General features: G+C 50.7%; 13 protein-coding genes and 1 pseudogene. 5 read left to right on the forward strand and 9 right to left on the reverse strand.

The window, feature by feature from the left end:
- Positions 1-72 precede the first annotated feature (72 nt).
- Entirely contained in the window at positions 73-984 is a 912-nt protein-coding gene (gene gltC / locus GZ1_RS04240; protein WP_020755536.1) for a glutamate biosynthesis transcriptional regulator GltC, read from the forward strand.
- Between the two features lie 199 nt (positions 985-1,183).
- On the opposite strand, the gene GZ1_RS04245 is transcribed toward gltC, so the two are convergent.
- Positions 1,184-2,170: an NADPH:quinone oxidoreductase family protein gene (locus tag GZ1_RS04245; RefSeq protein WP_060787957.1), complete on the reverse strand. Its 987-nt coding sequence runs from the start codon at positions 2,168-2,170 to the stop codon at positions 1,184-1,186.
- Between the two features lie 191 nt (positions 2,171-2,361).
- Here GZ1_RS04245 and GZ1_RS04250 point away from each other — a divergent pair, with 191 nt between their 5' ends.
- Positions 2,362-2,949 (forward strand): Uma2 family endonuclease, encoded by a 588-nt coding sequence (locus tag GZ1_RS04250; protein WP_060787958.1) that lies wholly within the window; start codon positions 2,362-2,364, stop codon positions 2,947-2,949.
- 228 nt (positions 2,950-3,177) lie between these two features.
- On the opposite strand, the gene GZ1_RS04255 is transcribed toward GZ1_RS04250, so the two are convergent.
- Both GZ1_RS04255 and GZ1_RS04260 read right to left on the reverse strand, forming a co-directional pair.
- Entirely contained in the window at positions 3,178-4,530 is a 1,353-nt protein-coding gene (locus GZ1_RS04255; RefSeq protein ID WP_060787959.1) for an aspartate aminotransferase family protein, read from the reverse strand.
- Positions 4,531-4,734: 204 nt separating this feature from the next.
- Positions 4,735-6,357, reverse strand: coding sequence for a PucR family transcriptional regulator (locus GZ1_RS04260; protein WP_060787960.1), 1,623 nt, complete (start codon positions 6,355-6,357; stop codon positions 4,735-4,737).
- Between the two features lie 228 nt (positions 6,358-6,585).
- Between GZ1_RS04260 and gabP the strand changes: the two genes are divergently transcribed.
- Together gabP and GZ1_RS04270 are read left to right on the forward strand one after the other, a co-directional pair.
- Positions 6,586-7,977: a GABA permease gene (gene gabP, locus GZ1_RS04265; protein WP_033005920.1), complete on the forward strand. Its 1,392-nt coding sequence runs from the start codon at positions 6,586-6,588 to the stop codon at positions 7,975-7,977.
- 183 nt (positions 7,978-8,160) lie between these two features.
- Entirely contained in the window at positions 8,161-8,472 is a 312-nt protein-coding gene (locus tag GZ1_RS04270; protein WP_020755528.1) for a hypothetical protein, read from the forward strand.
- 101 nt (positions 8,473-8,573) lie between these two features.
- On the opposite strand, the gene GZ1_RS04275 is transcribed toward GZ1_RS04270, so the two are convergent.
- From GZ1_RS04275 to GZ1_RS04300, 6 genes are all read right to left on the reverse strand, one after another.
- Positions 8,574-10,010: a site-specific DNA-methyltransferase gene (locus GZ1_RS04275; protein WP_060787961.1), complete on the reverse strand. Its 1,437-nt coding sequence runs from the start codon at positions 10,008-10,010 to the stop codon at positions 8,574-8,576.
- A 226-nt stretch (positions 10,011-10,236) separates the two neighbouring features.
- The gene (locus tag GZ1_RS04280) at positions 10,237-12,861 is read right to left on the reverse strand and encodes a DEAD/DEAH box helicase (RefSeq protein WP_060787962.1); all 2,625 of its coding nucleotides are present in this window, start codon (positions 12,859-12,861) and stop codon (positions 10,237-10,239) included.
- Positions 12,806-14,086 (reverse strand): hypothetical protein, encoded by a 1,281-nt coding sequence (locus tag GZ1_RS04285; protein WP_020755523.1) that lies wholly within the window; start codon positions 14,084-14,086, stop codon positions 12,806-12,808. The genes GZ1_RS04280 and GZ1_RS04285 overlap by 56 nt, the downstream gene beginning before the upstream one ends.
- Positions 14,083-14,754, reverse strand: a complete 672-nt coding sequence (locus GZ1_RS04290) for an OmpA/MotB family protein (protein ID WP_033005917.1) — start codon at positions 14,752-14,754, stop codon at positions 14,083-14,085. The genes GZ1_RS04285 and GZ1_RS04290 overlap by 4 nt, the downstream gene beginning before the upstream one ends.
- Positions 14,751-16,697 (reverse strand): MotA/TolQ/ExbB proton channel family protein, encoded by a 1,947-nt coding sequence (locus GZ1_RS04295; protein ID WP_020755521.1) that lies wholly within the window; start codon positions 16,695-16,697, stop codon positions 14,751-14,753. Before GZ1_RS04295 ends, GZ1_RS04290 begins: the two co-directional genes overlap by 4 nt.
- Positions 16,698-17,104: 407 nt before the next feature.
- Positions 17,105-20,866: a bifunctional RecB family nuclease/DEAD/DEAH box helicase gene (locus tag GZ1_RS04300; protein ID WP_060787963.1), complete on the reverse strand. Its 3,762-nt coding sequence runs from the start codon at positions 20,864-20,866 to the stop codon at positions 17,105-17,107.
- Between the two features lie 171 nt (positions 20,867-21,037).
- Between GZ1_RS04300 and GZ1_RS19535 the strand changes: the two are divergent.
- A pseudogene (locus GZ1_RS19535) lies at positions 21,038-21,182 on the forward strand (coiled-coil domain-containing protein); the annotation flags it as partial.

Consider the following 21,182-nt stretch of genomic DNA (forward strand, 5'->3'; position numbering starts at 1 on the left):
AATTAATATAAACAATATATAATTTAGATAAAATCCATCTCTTTTTGCGATCAATCAAAAGGAGGGAGAAAAATGGAGCTGCGGCAACTGCAATATTTCGTGGAAGTCGCCCGGCGCGAACACGTCTCCGAAGCCGCCGACGCCCTCCATGTCGCGCAGTCGGCGATCAGCCGGCAAATTGCCAACCTCGAAGCGGAGCTTGGCGTGCAGCTGTTTGAACGGGAAGGGCGAAACGTGAAGCTCACCCCGATCGGCCGCCATTTTTTGCCGCACGCCGAAGCGGTGTTAAAGGCGGTCGAGGATGCAAAGCAACAAATCGAAGAGTATTTGGACCCGGAACGCGGAACGATTAAAATCGGGTTTCCGACAAGCCTGGCAAGCCACATGATGCCGATGGTCATCTCCGCCTTTAAAGCGGAACACCCAAACGTCTCGTTCCATCTCCGCCAAGGGTCGTACTATTATTTAATCGAAGCGGTGAAAAAACGGGAGATCGACCTTGCCTTTCTCGGACCGATTCCGGTTCGTGAAATCGGCATTAAAGGAGAAATTTTGTTTTCCGAACCGTTTGCCGCCCTCCTGCCGAACAGCCATCCGCTCGCCCGCCGCGACCGGATCGTATTGAACGAACTGCGCCATGATCCATTTGTAACGTTTCCAAAAGGATACATTTTGCATCAAATCGTTATTGACGCTTGCCACCAAGCCGGATTTTCGCCCAACATTTCATCGGAAGGCGAAGATCTCGATGCCATTAAAGGGCTTGTCTCCGCTGGCATCGGCGTCACTCTCCTGCCGGAAAGCGCCCTGTCGGAAAGCCTCCTTCGCTACGCCGCCAAAGTGCCGATTGAGATGCCGCAAGTAAAGCGAAACGTCGGCATTATCATTTCCGACCACCACGAACTCGCTCCGTCGGTGAAAGTGTTTTACCAGTTTGTGAAAGACTTTTTCGCGGAGCTCGAGCGGTATCAATTGAGGGGGTGAACGCTCCCCCGCCTACGCTCACGTCGAAAAACGGATTCGAGATCACAAAAAAAAGACGCAGGTGCTTCACTCTGCGTCTTTCCTTTCTTCTTCTGCACACTTCCCCTTTCCGGCGCCTTCACTCATCAAGGATCATTCAAAAAGAAGATGTGGAGAGCACCAAATTCGGACGCTGCTTCAGTTAGATTGCGTCCGAACGTCATCCTAACCGCACGACCGTCCGGCCGCGCAGCTCGCCGCGCAAAATGCGCTCAAGCGCTTGCGGCAATTCAGCGAGCGAAATTTCTTGAACAATCCGCTCCAAATCCGGCTTTAAGTCGCCAGCGAGCCGCTCCCAAATGCGGAGGCGCAGCTCCATCGGGCAATAGACGGAGTCGATGCCAAGCAAACTGATGCCGCGCAAAATGAACGGATGGACGGTTGTCGGCACCTCGACGCCGCCTGTCAACCCGCTCACTGCCACCGCTCCGCCGTAGCGGATGCGGCTTAACACCGTGGCCAGCGTCCGACCGCCGACCGGGTCGACCGCCGCCGCCCAGCGCTGCTGATCAAGCGGACGAATGCGTTCAGCCGTGACGTCTTCGCGCGTCAACACTTCCTTGGCGCCGAGAGCACGCAAATAATCGTGCTCCGCCGCTTTTCCTGTGCTTGCTTCCACCGTATAGCCGCGCTTCGCAAGCATCGACACGGCCAAGCTGCCGACGCCGCCCGTCGCCCCCGTGACGAGCACCGGTCCGCGTTCCGGCGTCAGCCCCTGCTCCTCAAGACGGTGAATGGACAGCGCCGCTGTAAACCCAGCCGTCCCAATCGCCATCGCTTCTTTCAACGTCAACCCTTTCGGCAGCGGCACGAGCCAATCGCCATGCAGCCGGGCGTACTCGCTGTAGCCTCCGAAATGCGTCACGCCGATTTCATAGCCAGTCGCAATCACCTCATCCCCTTCGCGGAAACGCGGATGGTGCGACGAAACAACCACCCCGGCCAAATCAATTCCCGGCACAAATGGATACGTTTTCACAATTTTGCCGTCCGGAATGGACGCCAATCCATCTTTGTAGTTGACGCTTGAATAATGGACGCGGACAACGACGTCTCCTTCCGGCAAATCATCCATGGATATCGTCTGCACGCCGGCAGTAAATTCTGTTTCGGTTTTGTTGACAACGAACGCTTGAAATACGGACATCATTCTCTCCCTTTCCCATACATTTTTCACTCATGTCATTCGACAACCAAACGCCAGATTCCTTTCTGAACCAAGAAAACCCTCGCTTCCGGTTGTCAGCGTAGGCGGGTGATGAATAAATGTCTCATGAAAGTCCTTCCTACACTTCCTTGACTTCTTTATGTTAAACTGTAAACAAACATATCTTTAAGATGAAAGAAGGTGAAACAGTGGGCAATACCCCTGACTTGAACAAAATTTACACGTACGCTGACTGGAAAACATGGGAAGGCCGCTGGGAACTGATAAATGGAAAAGCCTATAATATGACACCTGCTCCATCTTCGGAACATCAATTTGCCGTCGGAGAATTGTATTTTGCTTTGCGCCATTTTTTCCAAAACCAACATTGTTACGTCTTTATGGCGCCGTTTGATGTATTCCTTAGCAAAAATGAAACGTATGAAACCCCTGATGACATTGTCCAACCCGATATTGCCGTGATTTGCAATAAAAAACAGATTGTCCAAAAAGGATGTTACGGGGCGCCTGCGCTAGTTGTTGAAGTTTTGTCACCTTCAACCGCTTTAAAAGATTACAACGAAAAATTTTACACGTACCAACACTATGGCATTGCAGAATATTGGATCGTCGATACGGCTAACAAAATGATTCATGTATACCATTTGCACGAAGGAGCCTATCAACGGCATGCCACATACGGGCAACAGGACACATTGCATTCCGCACAATTTAAAGACTTAGCGATTCCATTAGCGCATGTATTGGAATGGGGTTAAAACAGCCCTTGTTCAGCATGACATACTCATCATCAGTCTTGTGTCAAACACACAGAAATCGATGATCGGGCAGGTGCTCCTAAGAATCTCCCATCCCGAAGCACCATCGCATAAGCAAAAGAACGTTCAGCCCTCGCAATAACCGCCTGCTTCTATGTGTTTCCGAATGGCCGTGCAAAAGCAAACAAAACGCCAGCCTGTCGATCCGGCTGACGTTTGTCGTTCTTCTTATTGAATGGCCGCTAGCGCCCCGGTCAAGACACGCACCACAAACGAAAGTTCATCATCCGTGATGCAAAGCGGCGGCGACAGCGTGAGTACGTTGTTGTATCCGGCGACTGTCGTTCCGTTTTTGCCGATGATGAGGCCGTTTTCTTTGCATCGATGGATCACTTGATTGACAAGCGACACATCAAGAGGCTCTTTCGTCGCTCGGTCGGCGACCAATTCAATGCCGACAAGCAGCCCTTTGCCGCGCACATCCCCGACGTACGGATGGTCGGCCAGTTTCGTTTTCAGTGCCGAAAGCAGCCATTCGCCCGCTTCACGCGAACGGTCAAACAGACGCTCCTCCTCCATAATCTTGATGTTTTTCAGCGCCACCGCACAAGCAGCCGGATGGCCCCCAAACGTATTGACATGGCGGAAATAGTCGTATTCGCCTGTTCCTTTGAACGCCTCGTAAATCTCTTTCCGAACCGCCGTTGCCGCCAGCGGCAAATACGCGCTCGTAATGCCTTTCGCCATCGTGATAATGTCCGGCTTGACGCCGTAGTGTTGAAATCCGAACGCTTTTCCCGTCCGGCCGAAGCCGCAGATGACTTCATCGACAATAAGCAAAGCCCCGTGTTTTTCACACACTTCTTTGACCGCTTTCATATACCCGTCCGGAGGAATGAGCACACCGCCCCCGGTGATGATCGGCTCCATAATGACGGCCGCAATCGTTTCGCTCAACTCCCACGTCATGACATCATCAATGGCCTTTACCGCCCGCAGTCGACGCGGATCGTCCGCCGCATCCGGGTCGCGGTAGACATCCGGCGGCGGCACGTGGATGAAACCTGGGGCGAGCGGCTCGTATTTGTATTTCCGCTGCGCCTGCCCGGTGGCTGAGAGCGCCCCCATCGAGTTGCCGTGGTACGCCCGGTAGCGGGAAATGATTTTGTACCGATGATGCTCCCCGCGTTGCTGATGGTATTGGCGGGCGATTTTAAACGCCGTTTCGTTCGCTTCCGACCCGCTGTTGGAAAAGAAAATCACATACTCATCGCCTAACAGTTCGTTGAGCTTTTCCCCGAGCTGAATCGCCGACAAGTGGCTTTGCGTCAACGGGAAATACGCCAGCGTCTTCAGCTGCTCATACGCCGCTTCGGCGAGTTCCTCGCGCCCGTAGCCGACGTTGACGCACCAGAGCCCGGCCATCGCATCCAAATACTGATGGCCAGCTGCATCCGTCACCCAGCAGCCTTTCGCTTCGGCCGCAATCAGCGTTGCTTGTGGGTTATACGGCTTCATCGAATGCCAGATATATCGGTCGTCTTTTTCGAGCCACAGTTGGTGGGGTTGTTCCGTTTTCATCGCCGCTTGACTCCCCTCTATTTAGAATCGTTTCATGTTATAGCCATTATCGCTCAATTCACCATGCTGTTCATTAGACAGAGTGTAAAAACGGTGAACACATTTGCTCCACAGTTTGACCACTGCGTTCACTCCCAACCGCGACCGTAGGATATTTTTAAGCGAAAAGCTTTTTCACGAATCCGTCGTCTTGTCCGATCCTCCTCAATCAGCCCAACGCTGCACATTCCGATGTCTGTACGAAATCTCGTCCGCATCCATCAAACAGTCGTACGCTTTGATCATCAGCTCAATGGCCAGCCGTTTATCAGGCGCCATGAAATCGGGGCCAAGGAAACTTTCCAGCTTCTCTATACGGTGATACAACGTTTGCCGGACAATAAACAGCCGCTTCGCTGTCTCTTGTTTCGAGCCGTTGCACTGCAAGTACACCTTGAGCGTTTCTAGCAGCTTCCCATTGTACTTCCTGTCGTACTCGATAATCGGCCCTAAATATTGACAGGCCGTTTCGCGCAGATTGCTATATTTATCTAGAACCATGATCATCCGATACAAATGCAAATCCTCGTAAAATGGACTGACCGTTTGATCCTTCAACCGGTTTCGAATTTTCAGCGCCTCCAGCGCGGCTCGATAGCTTTGATTCATGGCAGAAAGAGAGTTGACAAACGTTCCAACGCCTATGGATAAGGAGGGAAGACGCGTCCGTACAAAATCTGACGCCTTAATGGATTCAATTCCATCTTCGACCCGCTTTTTCCACGTGGACTCACCCCGCCAATCAAGGGCGATAAACGCCAGCTGCCGGCCTATCTCCACAGAAAACACGAAAAATCCTCGCTGCTCAAATAGCGAACGACATAAAAGCTTGAAATATGTCAAATCAAAATTTCCTTTTTGATGAGCCCTTTCCACCTTGCAAACCCACACAACTCCCCGACGGCTGTCAAAAGAGGGATGATGATCCAATAAAAAGGAAGAAATCTCTTGGTCTGAGTATTCCCCTTCAAGCCATCCTTTCAGCCACTCGTTTTCCTCCGTGCGCCGTTTCTCCTCAGCATAAAGGTTCCGCAATAAGTGTTGCGCCAAAGCAGTCGCAGTGCGATCCAAAATGAGAAGGTCAAACTCATTGACATCGCGGCCGTCAGGGAGAAGGGCCAGCTCCGCATACTCGGCGCCGAACAAAGAAATCGGCTTGACGACCGCATCTACGGGCCATCCGCTGTTCCCCGAACAGATGCTGGCCTCGCGTTTCTGCCTCGGCCGACATGGAATGTACTCCACATCCCCGCCCTGCATTTTAAAAGCCACGTGATGGCCTAAACAATCATGCAAACACGTTAAAATCTCCCGATGGTCATGAACGGTCAACAGCTTTTTGTTTAACTCTTGGGAATACGATTCAAGCTGGGAAATCATTTGATACTGTTGGTTGATCAAATGCGTATGGATGTCATGGGTGATTTCAACGAACGGGACTTCTTCAAGGAAAAAGACGATCGGGAAATCGTGCTGATCCGCCAGTTTTAACGCTTCATCAGGGATGGAAGAAGCATATGTTCCTAGTTCGATGCACAACCCGGAGGCATCGCATTCGATCAGTTGCCGAAGCAGCGATAAAAACAACGAAGCATCTTCCCGCCATCCGACTCCAGTGGATAAAATCAACTCTTTGCCCCGTAACAAATTGCTGATTTTCGTCACCTCGACGACATGCACCCACTTGACGATTCTGGACAACCCGCCTTTTCCAGCGGCAACAACGGCTCTTTCAAAATATTTTCTCCTTAAAACGTCAGCGACCGTAAGAGGAAAGCTGCATTCCATTCTTGCCTCTCCCCCTTTTGCTTTGTCTTTATTATCACAAATATTCGAAACTTTATAACTAAACTCCTTCTATAGCCGAGACGCCTATTGACAAATCGTCCAATGAAACTCCATTTTTAGTTGGCATTTTGTCTAATGTGTAGAGTGAATTTTTCCATATACACTAAAAACAATCGCGTAGTGAGATTATTTGAAAAATTTAAACTCTTTTTGAGAGGGGGAATAGGGATGAATGATTCCGGTCTGCAAAAAGGATTGAAAGAGCGCCATATGGCTATGATTGCCATCGCTGGGGTCATCGGCGCCGGATTGTTTGTCGGAAGTGGAGCTGTTATCCATTCGACAGGACCGGGAGCTGTGTTTTCCTATGCCTTAGCGGGTGCTTTAGTCGTTCTCGTGATGCGGATGCTCGGGGAGATGGCCGCGGCTCGTCCGACAAGTGGTTCATTTGCTGCTTACGCCCATGAAGCAATCGGTCCTTGGGCAGGATTTACGGTCGGATGGCTTTACTGGTTTTTCTGGGTGATCGTCATCGCCATTGAAGCGAACGCAGGAGCCGCCATCATCCAATATTGGTTTCCTTCCATTCCGTTATGGCTCCTAAGCCTTATCCTGACTATATTGATGACACTCACCAATATTTGGTCGGTTAAATCGTACGGGGAGTTTGAATACTGGTTCGCGTTCATCAAAGTAGCAAGCATTGTCCTTTTTCTTATTCTTGGTTTGGCCTTCATTTTCGGCCTTGCACCGGGCAGCGATCCGGTCGGCTTAAAAAATTTGACTGGTCACGGCGGATTGATGCCGCATGGCATCGGTTCCATCCTTGTTGGCATTGTCATCGTTATTTTCTCCTTCTTCGGAACGGAAATCGTCACGATCGCCGCCGGAGAATCAGCCGAACCGCAAGAAGCAGTATCCAAGGCAACTAAGTCGGTCACATGGCGGATTTTAGTGTTTTACATCGGCTCCATCGCCGTTGTCGTCACATTGCTCCCTTGGAACTCAGCGAGCGTGTTGAAGAGTCCGTTTGTCGCCGTGCTCGAACACGTCGGCGTCCCTGCGGCCGCCCAAATCATGAACTTTATCGTATTGACCGCCGTGTTGTCCTGCCTCAATTCCGGACTGTACACAACGTCGCGCATGCTTTACTCTCTCGCAGAGAAAGGAGAAGCGCCAAAGTCATTTTTGCGGCTGAGCAAAAACGGTGTTCCAGTGCGGGCGGTCATCGCTAGCACGTTGTTTGCGTACATCGCCGTCATCATGAACTACATCTCGCCGGACAAAGTGTTTCTGTTTCTCGTCAACTCTTCCGGCGCGATCGCGCTGCTCGTCTATTTAGCCATCGCCGTCTCGCAGCTCCGCCTGCGGAAAAAACTCGAACGCGAAAACAGCGATTCGTTAAAAATTAAAATGTGGCTGTTTCCCCACTTGACCTATTTTACGATTCTCATATTGCTCGTGATCCTCGCCTCAATGCTGTTTATCGATTCGATGGTGTCTCAGTTGCTGCTGACGTTGCTCATCACCGCCGTCGTCATCGTTTGCTACTTCGCCTTTGCAAGGCGCCGTCTCGACCCAACCTATGAGCCGGCGGCATCCACAATAGCGAAAGATTGATTTTCACCACATGAACAGGCGTCCATCGGCACGGGCGTCTGTTTTGTCTGTTCCGCCCCGCCCAAACGGCGGCGGAACAGAAAAATGACAACTTTCCAAACTTCCGTCGCCGCCTATTACCTTTGCCGTCATTTCGTTGTATACTGACATTGAGAATAATTTCACAAATCAGGAGGCCTAAACATGATCGTCCACGAACTGACGGACATCGAACATCTATTCACTGAACAATTGCGGGAAGGCTACTACGTGATTCGTGAAACATACCAAAACGTACTCGTTGAGCCGGAAGACGGCGACACCGTCCGGCAAGTGGACGCCGGAACGGAAGAAGTCGTCACCATCGTATTTGATCCCGGCGACGAATACTCCCTCATTTGCCTTGACACCTACACGTTCGCCGACGGCATCCCGTCTTTAGCGGAGCTCAAAGAAACGATTGCCGCGGAGTACGACGTCTTTGTCGACCACCGCTGGGCCGCGCCGTCATTGTAAAAAGCGCCTGAAACGACGGACATCAGGGACTCGGACATAGACGCAACGCCTGTTTTACCAAAGCGCTTTTCATCAGCCGAATCGAAAAGCAGCCCGTCCACCTAGCGAGCGGGCTGCTTCGATTTCTTCTCGAACCGAAACACGCGGAAGCCAATATCAAGCTCCGTCTTCCCCGTTTCATAAACGATTTTCTCCCCCGCGCGGCGAATGCGCTCGCGGCCGATGTCGCAAATCGTCCGAAACCCCACCCGATACGCCTCGGACGTTTCCGCAAGCCGTTCGGGAAGCTGCACCATTATAAACGACCGCCGGCCGCCGTCTTCTGCGTTTTGCTGCATGACGGCATGGGCCGTTGTCGCCGAGCCGGAAAAAAAGTCGAGGATGATGTCATTGTCCTTCGTTGTCAACGCCACCATGCGCTGAATGAGCTTCACCGGCTTCGGGTAATCCATCACCGCCAGCCCGTCGAACAGCTCCTTCAGCTCCTTTTTCGCCTCCTGCGAATGGGACACCTCGTCATGCGTCCAAATCGTAAGCGGCGTCACCGTCGACTTCACTTCGCTTAAAAACCGCTTCAGGCGCGGCACCCCGTTTCCGTCTTTGCCAAACCAAATGCGGTTGTCTTCCACCAGTTCGGTGAAGCGCTCCTTCGTCACCCGCCAGCAATACCCGTTCGGCGGGGAGACGACCCGGCCGCTTGGCGTCACAATCTCATAAATCTTTTCCGGAATCGGCGGACCGACCGACAAATCACCTGACGTCCACGGCCCCCGCGGGTCATTGTCTGGGTTGGCATACCGCCCGTCCGCTTCCGGATGGCGCGGCAAGCCGTACCAAGCTAAACGGTCGATATTTTTCGCGTAACAGAGGATGAAGTCATGGTTGCGCGAGGCAAACTTGTTCATATTCACAGGCGAAAACGCCCGCTGCCAAATGAACGTGGCGACAAAATTCCGCTCGCCAAACAGTTCATCGCACATCTTTTTCAAATTCGCCTGTTCTGTATCATCAATGGAAATAAACATCGCCCCTGTCTCCGCCAACAGCTCTCGCGCCACCCAAAGGCGCGGGTACATCATGTTAAGCCAGCCGACATGGCCGCGCGCTTCTTCCTGGATTCCGCTAGGAACAACGGCTTTCCCCTTGCGCCAATTGTCTTTGTACGTGAGCACTTTTCCGGTATTGTACGGCGGGTCGATGTAAATCATTTGAATGGTTCCTGCATGCGTTGCTCGCAACAGCTTTAACGCCTCTAAGTTATCCCCTTCAATATACCAATTGTTCGTCGTCTCCCACTGTTTGCTCGCTGCCTGATCCGGCCGCAATACTCCGGACGCAGGCAGCTCAGCGAGCCGCCTCGCCTCCGCCTTCCCTGGCCATGTGAACTCATACGATTCTTCCCGGCCCCCACAGCCGAGTTCCTTCCGCAACCGATCCCAATCGATGTCCCCGTCCACCACCGCTTCCGGAAAGAGCTTCTTTACCGCTTCAAGCCTTGCATCCGCTACCTGTTTCCTTCTCCCACCGACGTTTGCCATGGCACGCCCTCCCTCCCCCTCCGCCATCTTGTCCGCAACGTTTTTTGTCCACGAAAAAGAGATCGTATTTCCAATATTTCGCCATGGCAAACCGTTTTCCTGCCACAACTCTTAGCTAAAAAATATCCCCGCCTCCTGCAAACGGAAGCGGAGCGTAGAACGTTTCATACGGAGCGATTCCCTTGTCAGACAAGAGAATCCGCCGATCGGACACGAAAACGGCTCTTTACACAAGCTGTCTTCGCCCCACCGCCTTCTCAGCGACCGCTTGCTGGATCTCGCTCATATTAAACGGAATAATGACATTTTCGGCTAAATGGCGCTTGCTTTCAAGCAATTCATGCATCAATTCCTCTACTGTCCCCTGCGGAAAGTGGGAACTGTCCCTCGTAATAATATGGTAGACATACACGTCCTTTTGCTGGCCGATGCGATATGCACGGTCAGTTGCTTGATTTTCGACCGCTGGATTCCACCATCGTGTGTAATGAATCACATGGTTGGCACTTGTGATCGTCAAGCCGACGCCGGCCGCTTTTGGGGATAAAATCATAATGCCAAAGCCTTGCATTTCGTTAAAGCGCCGGACAATCAATTGCCGATTTTTCGCATCGCCATCAATCACTGGAACAGAAATGCCGTATGTCTCCATAAAGATTCGTTTTAAAAGAGAGTGCAGTTTGCGAAATTCAGTAAAGATGAGCACTTTCTCTCCCTTTTGCCGAATCGTTTCAATGATATGCATCGTTTCTTTCAGCTTCGGCACTTCTTGATAAGAGAGCTGTTCATATTTCGGAATGACCGCACCGGGATGGCCGTACAGTTGACGAAGTCTCGTAATCATATTCAAAATGGCGACCTGACCCATCTCTTTTGTGGCCAACATTGACCGGGCAATTTCCTTCTGTATGGGTGAAGCTTCAACATAAATCGGCGGAACAAGGTGTTTTTTAGGCAAACGGCCATCGAGAATTTGTTGCTTCGTGCGGCGCAAATAGTACGGTTGTAGGGCCACAAGCAACGCATCATAGTCCGACGTTTCTGCATAGCGGAAGCGAAATTCTTTTAGAGAGCCTAAAGCACCAGGCTGGACAAAGTCCATAATCGCCCAAAGTTCGTCTAAACTATTTTCGACCGGCGTGCCGGTCATCGCTAAACGGAAACGTCCTTGCATGGCGCGAATGGCGCGTGAGCGCTGGCTAGTATGAGATTTAATGTTTTGCGCCTCATCACAAATAATCGCTTGAAATTCAATTTTCCCCAACAGAAGCTGGTCCATTTTGAGCGTGTCATAGCTTGTCAAAACGATATCAAACTGTGAAATGAGCTGCGACGAAGCCAGCCGTCCTCTTCCTTTATGAATATATAAACCGTCCAACAAGCTTGGGGCAAACTTTTCGATTTCCGCCACCCAGTTCTCAATCAGGGCTATCGGCAGGACGATCAACGTCGGCTTCAACCGCCCATTTGCTTTTTGATGCAACAAAAACGCAATGACCTGAATTGTTTTTCCAAGCCCCATATCATCGGCAAGCAGGCCGCCCCTTTCTTGCTCTGCCAAGTGACAGAGCCACTCAAAGCCTTCGATTTGATGCGGAAAAAGCTCCGCTTGCAGCCCGGATGGAACCGGATAGCGCCGGCATGGTGCCCCTTGGGCGCTGTCCATCTTGTATTCAAGTTGTTCTTCGTTATCTTTAATATCAAGAATATACCGGCGCTTCAACGCTTCATCGGCGTCTTTCGGCAGCTGCAGCAGCTTCCGGCGCAATAAAGGATCTAGGTAAATCCATTTGCCGTTGTATTCGACATATTGCTGATCCGGATATTTTTCCATCAGTTCGCGCAATAACGTCTCATCGTACGGAACAGTATGCCCGCTCTCCTCATCAAACCATTGCATTCCGGTCCGCTCATGAAAAAAAGGGCGAACCCGTTCAATCGGGATAAGGCCGCGGACACGTTCTGAAAACTGGTCCAAATCAAATAAATAATCATGCTCAGGCAAGACGGCCGCCGGATTTTCCAAAAACAGCGGCACTTCTTCTCCCGTAATATGCCGTTTTTGCTGCAAATGCATCATATCAGCATGAACCTGCTCCGTGCTGACGAAACGGCTGCGCCCATGGCCTTTTTTTATGCTGCTGACCCGTTGCAGTCGTTGAAGATGGCGGGTTTCCTCCTCATTTCGTCCTTTAACGACAAGCTCGATATGGTCATGGCGGTGCACAGCAACGTCTATATCGTACGCATCAACGACGTGATACGTTTCGTTTTGTAAAAAGTGTTCAAGTTCAATTCCTGCTTCGTTGGCCAGCTGTTGGCAAATGCCGATTTTTTCATATCCTGATTCGTACGATCCCAAAAGCGCTTGTTTCAGCCGATATACGCGTTCCGGGAGCAGCATGAGACGGTCTGGCAGCACATAAATCGCCCCGGCCTGCTTCCCAACCCGATCTAAGTTGCGCCCGCCTGCATCAAACAGTTGCAAAACTAAGTCCGCTTCATGCGGCAACGAACGAAGTGAGAGCTTTCCGCCCACTTGCTCCTCAACAACGGGAAGCCCTAAATGTTGGAGCACTTCTTTGGCGCTTTCGTCTTTCAGCAATTCATAATACTCGCTATACGGCAAAGTCGAATCGACAAGAACGCCCGAGTCGTAAAGCTCCTCCCAAGCGACATACTGCTGAAATCCTTGCACTTTGTAATATTTTTCGATGTCTTCTTTGGCCATAGGCAGCTTCAGTTCGGCGACGGTTTTGCCGTCATGCAACTGAAACGAAAAATGAATCCCATCCTCATTCGGCGTCAAAACTGCCTTCATCATTTTCCGTTTCTTTTTGAAGAAGAACATCCCTTCTTACCTCCCAGCCGAGTTCGCGGCGAAGCCATTCATCAAATTTCCATTGCCACCCACCGTTATGGCGCAGCCAGCCGCCTGGAATTGTCAAATCTCTATCCATCAGCTCGGTTCGTTTCACTTCCCGCACTTTTCGCCACGCCTTGTTGGCAAACTGCTCGCGTTCGGCGAGCATCCGGTCGATTTTGGGCTGAAAATGGCGCCGGAATACGTCGGCGCGGTAAATATAAACCGCCCCAGTTCCGAGCACTTCCATAATGACAACGTCATGAAAATACATAATCAACGTCGTGCGTTCATCCGTCACAACGACATCCTCTAGCTTTGGAATAAACTTTTCCCAATATTGAAACCGTTCATGGTTTTTATTCACGCCGCCAAAAAAGTCTTTCAATTCCAACCTCATAATCCACTGAGCAAACCGCTGCTTTTCCTCTTCCCCGACATATCTCCATAGCATTGGTTTTCTGTGATACGTTTGCAACTTTTCAAATATCAATCTTCCGAGCGGCTTGACGTGATTCAGTTTGCACTTTTTGATCAATGCGTTCGCCATTTTTTGTTGCTGCTCATTTGTCGAAGAAACAAACATATCCCGGTACAACTCTTGTTCTTTGAGAAAAAACGATTCATCGGCCAGCTGGAAAATTTCCATCAGCACGAGTTTAAACAACGGGAAATTTTTCGTTAAATAAAACGTCTCCAATTCCTCTAAAATGCCTTTCTCGCTTTCATACGCCGTCGTCGCCAAATATACAATCGGGTCTTTGCTTGACAAATAACGCCGCCATTTTTCGCTCTTTTCTTTTTCCATTCTTTTTTCAATTTTTTCGATATGAGAGGCATAAGCATAGCGTAAAAGCTTCCAAATTTCATCCAAATCACATGTTTCATACACCACATCGACCAACACACGAAAAAGGCGGCGCTCATGACGAACGTGTTGCTGGATCACATCAATCATCGCTTTTTTCATCTCTTCCGGAAGCTCTTTTTTATATAAGTTTGGCAAAAGAAGCTTTTCCCGCCTCGACAACTGTTTGACCCATTGTTCGAATGCCGAAGACGGTGCATCGACTAGCCCCGCAAACTGGTCGGACAGCCGTTCGAGCAGCCCCCGATATTTCTCATTGCTGTTTTCCATTGTTTTCTCCAAAAGAGGCGGACGCACTTCGCGTAGCCATCGTTTCAGCAATACCGGTTCATACTCATACTTCATTCGTTCACCAACTTTTCAATGGCTTTAATTGCTTCATCGTCCTTAAGACGGAATAAAAATTCAACCCGGCGTGATCGGTCAGGATCATACTTGCCGTTTTCATCCGTCAGCGGATTGCTGAAGCTCCGGCCATTTGCAGTAATGTACTTTTTCGACAGCTCCCGCTCTTTAAAATTAGGAAACTCTTTACTATAAATATACTCTAAAACGGCGTATGCCCGTCGCTGTGACAAAGACATGTTGTACATGTACGTCCCATTTCGGTCGGTATGTCCTTCGATAATGATACTTGAAATTTCATCTTTAAACCGATCCTGCAATAAAATCCCCATATACTTAGGAATAAATTGTTGCAAAAACGCCTTCCCCTCCGGAGAAATTTCCGCCGAGTTCGATTCAAACAAAATGCTGCCGGGAAAGCGGATGGCTCCTGTTTGCTGATCGACCTCAATGGCCATATTCGACTTTTTAAACGCTTCTGTTAAAGCCCGAATGATCTCCGTTTTGACGCTGACAACCTCTTCAATTTGTTTTTCTTTCTCTTCTAACAATTCACGGTAGTCAAGGATGACAAACATCAACAACAAGGCAAACACCATCAACATGGCGCTCATTAAATCCGCATAGGACATCCAATAATTAACTTCCGTCCGTCTCCGATATTTCATGTTGAAGCCCCTGCTTTCCATTTATCCAGATGATCGACTAAGTCTTCCATATTCTCAATGAAATCGTTCTGAACCTCACTGAACTGATAAACGAGCCCGCTCACTTCCTGAACGGCTTTTGTCAACGTCTCATCAAAGTGTTGATACGTTTTGCTTAGACCGCTGTCAATGTTCTCCGCAAAATCTTTCATTGAAAGATGAAGGGCTTCTGTAATCTTCGCCAACTGTTCTTTCGTCATCGCCCAGTTTTGCTGCAGCGTCGCGATTTGCTCTGTCATCTCATGCATGTACACTTTCGTTGTTTGTAATGCTTCCTCCACCGTTTCATTTGTTTGCGTGCGCAGCTGCACAAGCTCTGGAAGAAGCTGTTTTTGCGCTTCCTGCATTTTAAGCAGCTGCTCCTTCAGCTCGCGAACGCGATTGAACGTTTCGCGCAATTCGGAAACGAGCGGGGACAGCGCAGCCACAGCCGACTGGACATCGCCGAGCAGCTGCTGCGAATCATGCAGCGATTCTTTTTGAATGCGGAGAGACTCCTCAAACTTGTTCGCCATCGTTTGAAACGAGCCGGAAAGTGAGGACGATGCATGGACAAGCCGCTCAAGCAGCTGGCTGTACTGTGTTTCCACTTCCGCATTAAATCGGGTGAACTGTTCTGCCAAATGATCATACTTCTGAGCCAACAGCTGGTTGCTCCGCATCACTTCTTGCTGAACTGGAAGCTGGTCTTTTGTCAGCTGCTGCAACTGGTAAAATGTTTCTCCTAATCCGTTCATCATCCCCGCCGTTTTTTGATAACTTTCCTTCATTAATTCAAGTTCTGCAGCCATTTTCTCAAATTGCGCAAACATTTTTTCCGTCCGCTCAAGCGTCATCGCCTGTCGCTCTTCCGTATAAGCAAAACGGCTTGTGAATGACTCAATCGTTTTCATCATTTCTGAGTGAAGCACTTGCGATTGTTGGACAAACTCGCTAAACTTTCCAATTGACTGTTGTGTCCCGCCTGTAATCTCATCAACAAGCCGACTCGTCACATCGGCGCTTGTACTTTTTGTCAACTCAATTTGCGACTCAAGCAGCTTCGCCTGCGTCTCCATCCCTTCATGCAGCTGGGCGAACTGGTCATGAAGCTGACCGAACGCTTGCTGCAGGCTGCCGTGCGACTGCTGAAGCGATAGAGCGATCGGCTGCATCGCCCTTTCAAGCGCATCAGTCAGCAGCGTCTTCAGATGGTCAGCCTGATGACGTGATAACTTTTCTAAACGGTTAAGAAACAGCTCCTCATCATCGGTGCTAAGCAAAAAGTCAAGCCGCTCGGAATGCCAGTCGATATTGCGCTCAAGCACGCCACTGATCCATCGGTCGAACATCGTCCATATTAAAGAAAGCAACACGCCCCATACAGAAGTGTAAAAGGCGACTTTCATCCCATTTATTAAACTATCAATTCCAGACCGCAACATTTCTGTATCACTGACATGCAATTGAGCCAATCCTACCGAGAGACCAACGAAAGTGCCAAGAACACCGAGACTGACGTGAATGCCCGCCCCCATGTCCATCAATGTTCGGTAGCCCATATGATGGTACATCACATCAAATCCAAAAAACGGCTCTACATTAATACGCTCATCCTCATTTTTCTGCGACACGCGATTATAATACCGCTCCCAAAGTTCTTTATATTTCGACTTTTTCACTTGGGCAAAAAGATTGTGAATGGCCTGATCAATCTCGTAGACGCTTCCATCTAAAGGACGGTTTAATTCCAAAAGCTTTGGCTTCAACTGGTTCATCACCGCAATCTCCCTATGAATGCGGACAAACTGCCAAACAGCCATCACCAAAAACAAACTAAACTGAAAATAAAGAAACAAATCAGTAAAACCTTCATTTCCGATTTTGTTAATCAAGGAAAACAACGTCTCAAAAACGGTATACAACGTCCCTCACCCGCGCTTTCTATTGTGTAAAGTCATCTGTTGCTAAGAAAAATCCAATCCGTTCCATTCGTCCCCTTCGCTGTTCATCTGATTATTCACTGGAATGGCAAAAAGCGTTCTTCTCTCCGATTCTTACAAAATCATTTTACAGGCGTTACGACCTATCGGCAATATGTAACAAAATAACAATTATATAGATGACTTGGCCGTCCAAAAAAATCGCCATGCCCTCCCTCCTCCGGCACAGAAAACAAAACGAGCCAACAAACGGAGAAGGCGGCATGGCGGATGGTGACTGCTTATGCGGTTTTTGAGTAAGAAAATGGGGGATTCTCGGATGCATCAAAGAATTTCTCAAGTTGAACAGCGCCTTGATTCATCCTTTTTTCCTGTCAAACTCAGCAGCTTCATAGAGTGTCCATGTTTTCCATCTTCGGACGACTGACTCGGTACATTTGCAGCGCAACACCGTCGACCATAAACGTTTGCGCTTCCCCATGACGTAAAGCGTACTGCTCAAGCCCAACCATAAAGTTGACTCCTTCACGGTATTCCTCGTTGCCGATCACCTGAAGCGGCGGCGACATCAGTTGGCGCGAGAGGAAGAGGATCGCCTTTTTCCGCGCCCGCGTGAGCGACACGTTGAGGCGGTTCAAACTGTAGATGAACTCCCCTTCCATCACAGCCAGTTCCGGATCGGCGACGCCGTAGCTGATGATCGCCGTATCCGCTTCTTGCCCTTGCATTTTATCAACCGTATCGACGAAAAACGGCGGACGCAGTCCTTGGTGTTCAAGCTCACGGCGAATGGCGCGGATTTGCGCCCGATGCGGCGAGATGATAAACAGCCCGCGGCGCCAAAACGCTTGGTCGCCTTCTGATGAGTCATCGTACCGTTTTTCCTCGCTGTCGAGAAGCCGTTCCCGCAACACCTTCGCGATGCTCGCCACCCAGCGCGCTTCCGCCTCGTTTTCTTGGGCACCGTACACGCCGTCATACGTGCAGACGACAAGCGGATAGTCAGGGTCGATCGCTGCTTCCACCCATTCATCGGCAGTTGGGGCATCGGCGAGCGCCAACGTTTGTTCGGCAATCTGGCGGGTGAACGCGGTATACTGGGAGCTGTAAATCCGCTCGGCCGGGTAGCGGCAAAGCGCCTCGTTCATGCGGAAATTGTCCGTCAGTTGGCGGGTATACCGCTTCTCCACATCCGCGTCAAACAGCAGGCGGAAAATCGAGTCGAACAGGTGCGGTTCCCCTTCCGCGGCCGCATACGTCCCTTGAATGATTGGCGGCAGCTGGAAATGGTCGCCGACGATAAGCAGCCTGCCTGCTTTTTTGACATGGCGCAGCGCCAACAGTGAATCGGCCACGCGGATTTGCGACGCCTCATCCAGAATGACGACGTCAAACTCTTCTAGACAGCCTTTTTCATACGCTCTTTGAATGCCGTACAGCGTGGCGCCAAGCACCCGATGGCCGCCGCTGCCAAACCATCCGAGAAGGTCACGGTCTGCCACCTCGGCGATTCCTTTGGCGTTTTCCGTCTGAATCTCGCCAAGTTTCGCGATATGGACGCTGCGCCGCGGCGCAAGCTCCTGAATTTTGCGCAGAACGTTTTCGATCGCCGCATGGGTGAAGCCCGAAACAAGAATGGCAAGCCTTCGCCCCCGTTTTTCATACATTTCCATCAGCAACCGAAGAGCGACGGCAATAAAATGCGTTTTCCCGGTGCCAGGCGGCCCCCAGACGAGCGTCAACGTATGGCGGAGAAAGTGGAGAAACGCCTGGCGCTGGCTTTTTGTCAACCCGCTTCGGCGGAGAAGCGCCTTGACTTCCTCTGCATCCCAGTTGGGACGAAACGTTTTCCGATAGCGAATCGGATCGCGAACTAAGTCCAAGATGCGATGATTGTCCTTATCCAACTGTTGCAACGCCTGCAAGACGCGCGGGGTGGTAAAATCCGCATGCCGAAGCGACAGCCAATACTCCTCTCCTTCCACAAGCGGGAACCGGTCGAGCCATTTGGGCAACTCGAGCTCGAGTTCAGCTGTCTTGCCATTATCTTCGATGGCGCGAATGCGGGTAAAGTACAAATTGACCCGTTGGGGCGTCTTCCATTCACTGGCGTACTTATGATCAGGAAACGTCTGTTGCGCCTTTTCCCCTTCCTCATTGCACTCCGTCAAAAGCCAGCTCGCCTTCTGGTCGATCGCTTCAAGCGCCTGGCGGTTGTTCAATCGGAACCGATCGCCGCCAAGGTACGTGACATGAAGCGTCACTCCGTTCTCAAGCCGCTCCGAAAGCGGAAGCAGGCGCTTTTGGCGAATATCCAAGTAGTTTAATAGCGCCTCATAGCGCGCCATAAACGCCAGCTTGGACACAAGCGGATCACGGTAATCAGCCGAATGAGGAAACGCAAATTTTTCCGGCCAGACCATAAGCGGCGAAGGATGGACGCTCTCGGCCCACGCACGGATTCCTTGAATGATGCTGTGAGCGGCCCAAAGGCGGCGGCTCAGCTCCTTCTCAACCGCTTTTCGTTTTTCCTCGTCCCCCGTTTGCCAGGCGTCGTGCAGCACATCCAGTTTCATGGCGTTTGTCAAACGAAATGAAAAACGCTCACTCGCCGAGTACAGAAACGGCGAATCATGGTAGGCCGCAATATATCGCGACAAGTCTTCAAGACGGTACGCGACATGCGCCGGCAAGGCGAACAGCTGGCTCACAGCCGTTGTCAGCACAACGACAGGAAGCGGAACCATTTCGCTTGGGTGGTCGCTGGCACTTGCTAGTGAGCTGCTATGAAAATACGACAGCAGCCGAACAGCTTTTTCGTTATAGTCTGGATCCAACAAAAGCGCTTGAAGCAGCTGCTGCACATTGTCCCATTCATAGTTGTCGGCGACATACGCCTGCACGGACTTTTGCGCCCGCCACTCTCGCGCTCGGTTGTAATCGTGCACCGTCTGAAGCAGGCGATCCAGCGCATCGGCAAACTTTCGGCCGACCGCGTCGCATTCCTCAAACGAACCGGCGATAACATGATGCATTTCCGACCCTGTTCCAAACACATCTGTTCCACCAACACGGTACAGCGATGCCGCCGCGATCTTGCCCGTCAACGGATCGCGTTGCGCGGTGAGAATCAGACGGATGTCTTCCCATATCGGCATATGCGTCACCGCCCGGTCATACGGAACGACTTTTTCCTCCGCAATCGCCTCAAGCTGCGCTTCAAGCCGCCGAAGTTGGCGCGCCAATCCAGCGTTTTGTTTCAGAACGTGTCTCGTTTCTTTACACCCAAGAAGTTGGCGAAACTCGTCGATCGTCTCAGACAGCTGCCGCTCGCGAATAAAGCGGGACGCATGGCTCGATAAGTACGGAACGAGGGAAATATGCGACTGTTCCCGCGCTTTGTCTAAACAATAATCGTAAAACGGGCACCATTCACAGCGGTAATCCAAGTGCCAAAACAGCTCATCAAGTTGCTTTTCGGCCAGCGCCGGCAGTTCGTCGGTCAAAAAGGGTTCAAGAAACGGAAGCAACTGACTGATATCGGCTGCTTGCGGCTGCTCGGTTTTGTACGTCCATATCCCCGCCTCGCGCAAATCGACGCTGCCCTTAACGCCGTGCTCCTCTAACACCGAGGATAACATCAACGCGTACAGCGCCGTTTGCACGCGGTGGGAAAGCTTCAACACGTCCGATGATTTGATGTCGATGATGCGGAACACAAAGCCGTTTTGGCCCGGAATGCACTCAATCAAATCCGGACGGCACGCCGCAAACCGGATCGCCTCTGGATCCAACCCGTACTGTTTGTAAAAGCGCGGCGGCGCGATCAATGTCGGCTGGTACAAATAGCGCTTGCTCGGCTGCTTCAGCTCGCGGATCGTCTCCTCTCCATCCAAATAGCAGTGGGAAATCGGTGCGCCAGGCTCTCGCTTCCCCATCTGCACTTGGCCGGCCAAATAGGTCGTAATCACTTCCTCTTCCCACTCAACCCCTCGGCGCAGCACGCTCTCATGAACCGCAGGCTGCTCAAACAGCTCTTCCGGCACATCGAGCTCGCTGCGCCGTTCTTTCGCCAACGACTGAAAATAAAAATTCCGCTCGCACTCGTGATAAAAATAGCTTGCGATTTTGGCAGGAGAAACGTAAAGCATACATCGATCCCTTTCTAAAAACATACTAGCCGACATCCGCACTGGGACTTGTCAGTTTGTTTATTCATTGTATCATATGTTTGTACGCTTTCCTATATACACCATTCGTGCTTGTCCGACAAGAACATATGTGCTATAATGAAGGAAATTAGAATGAAAGAGGGGCCAACCATGAGCGAAGAGATCCTCTTGCAGTTGTTCAACCGCCTTGGTCATATCGAGAACACGCTGCACCTCCTCGTCGAAAGCCACAAACGGCTGGAAGCAGAACAACAAGAAATCCGAAAAGAACAACAGGAAATCCGAAGAGAACAAC

The organism is Geobacillus zalihae NBRC 101842, from assembly GCF_001544135.1.
Lineage (GTDB): Bacteria > Bacillota > Bacilli > Bacillales > Anoxybacillaceae > Geobacillus > Geobacillus zalihae.

Bases quoted from the DNA above. Each gene is read 5' to 3' on its own strand.
- gltC (WP_020755536.1), top strand. From the start codon at position 73: ATGGAGCTGCGGCAACTGCAATATTTCGTGGAAGTCGCCCGGCGCGAA.
- GZ1_RS04245 (WP_060787957.1), bottom strand. From the start codon at position 2,170: ATGTCCGTATTTCAAGCGTTCGTTGTCAACAAAACCGAAACAGAATTT.
- GZ1_RS04250 (WP_060787958.1), top strand. From the start codon at position 2,362: ATGAAAGAAGGTGAAACAGTGGGCAATACCCCTGACTTGAACAAAATT.
- GZ1_RS04255 (WP_060787959.1), bottom strand. From the start codon at position 4,530: ATGAAAACGGAACAACCCCACCAACTGTGGCTCGAAAAAGACGACCGA.
- GZ1_RS04260 (WP_060787960.1), bottom strand. From the start codon at position 6,357: ATGGAATGCAGCTTTCCTCTTACGGTCGCTGACGTTTTAAGGAGAAAA.
- gabP (WP_033005920.1), top strand. From the start codon at position 6,586: ATGAATGATTCCGGTCTGCAAAAAGGATTGAAAGAGCGCCATATGGCT.
- GZ1_RS04270 (WP_020755528.1), top strand. From the start codon at position 8,161: ATGATCGTCCACGAACTGACGGACATCGAACATCTATTCACTGAACAA.
- GZ1_RS04275 (WP_060787961.1), bottom strand. From the start codon at position 10,010: ATGGCAAACGTCGGTGGGAGAAGGAAACAGGTAGCGGATGCAAGGCTT.
- GZ1_RS04280 (WP_060787962.1), bottom strand. From the start codon at position 12,861: ATGTTCTTCTTCAAAAAGAAACGGAAAATGATGAAGGCAGTTTTGACG.
- GZ1_RS04285 (WP_020755523.1), bottom strand. From the start codon at position 14,086: ATGAAGTATGAGTATGAACCGGTATTGCTGAAACGATGGCTACGCGAA.
- GZ1_RS04290 (WP_033005917.1), bottom strand. From the start codon at position 14,754: ATGAAATATCGGAGACGGACGGAAGTTAATTATTGGATGTCCTATGCG.
- GZ1_RS04300 (WP_060787963.1), bottom strand. From the start codon at position 20,866: ATGCTTTACGTTTCTCCTGCCAAAATCGCAAGCTATTTTTATCACGAG.